The following is a 1,032-nucleotide window of genomic DNA, read 5'->3' on the forward strand; positions in this document are numbered from 1 at the left end:
CCGATCGAGAGCACGCCGGCGATCGAGGTCAGCGCCAGCGCCAGCCCCATGTCCTGGTCGAGCGCGACGAACGAGGTCGCCAAAAAGCCGGCCGAGAACGTCACGTGGCGGATGTCGATCGGCAGCCCGACCAGGTAGCCGACGGTGCCCAGCGTGCCGAGCAGGATGCCGAAATAGAAATTGCCCATCAGGCCCCCGAGGTTCTCCTCGACATAGTGCGAGACCCGCTCGAGGCGCGCCGGCCCCAGCAGGCGGCCCAGGCCGCGCAGCTGGCGCACCCGCTGCGCCATGCGCGTGTAGAGCGCCTTGTTGTCGTAGTAGCCCGAGATCAGGCCCGACACGAACAGGCACACGCCCGCGATGGCCGCGTAGAACAGGGTGGTCGGGGTCAACGGGCTGATGTCGTGCAGCAGCTGCATCGCCTTCTCGCGCGACATCAGGTGCCTGCCCCACAGCGCCTGGTAGCCCAGCGCGATCAGGAAGGCGGTCGGCACCACGGTGGCCAGGTTGCCCAGCACCGCCACGCACTGGGTGCGGAACACCTTGGTGATCAGTTCGGCCATGCTGTCGAGGTCGATGTTGCGCCCGTCCTTGCTCGACAGGCCCGAGGCGATGCGCGAGGCCGTCATCGCCGGCTGTTTGGTGGCGATGGTGTAGTGCATCAGGTGGATCAGCATGAAGCCGAGCGAGTAGTTCAGGCTGAACAGGAAGGCTTCGAACAGCGGCGCGCGCTTGAGGAAGCCGAGCAAAATCTTGAACAGCCCCATGATCGCGATGATCGCCCCGGCCCCGCCCGAGGACAGGAACATGGCGCGCAGCGCCGGCCTGCTTTCGGCGATGTAGTGCTCGCCGGTGCGGCTGGCGTTCTCGGTGACGTTGCGCGCGAGCAGGTTCAGATTGTCGCCGAACAGGTCGCGCACCGTGTATTTGTTGTTGTGCGCCTCGACCAGCTCGGCGGCGAGCGCGACCGCGGCGGCGCGCTTGGGCGAGACCGGCGGCGCCGCCCTCGGGCCGGCCGCGCCGGCCTGCGCC

The 1,032-nt window shown here is 68.1% G+C and carries 1 protein-coding gene; it reads right to left on the bottom strand.

Features of this window, described 5'->3' with window-relative positions; genetic code table 11:
* A partial coding sequence (locus tag C7C56_RS00200) for a transporter-like protein (protein WP_219933075.1) occupies positions 1-1,032 on the bottom strand: 1,032 nt, incomplete at both ends.

The organism is Massilia glaciei (genome assembly GCF_003011895.2).
Taxonomy (GTDB): domain Bacteria; phylum Pseudomonadota; class Gammaproteobacteria; order Burkholderiales; family Burkholderiaceae_D; genus Telluria_A; species Telluria_A glaciei.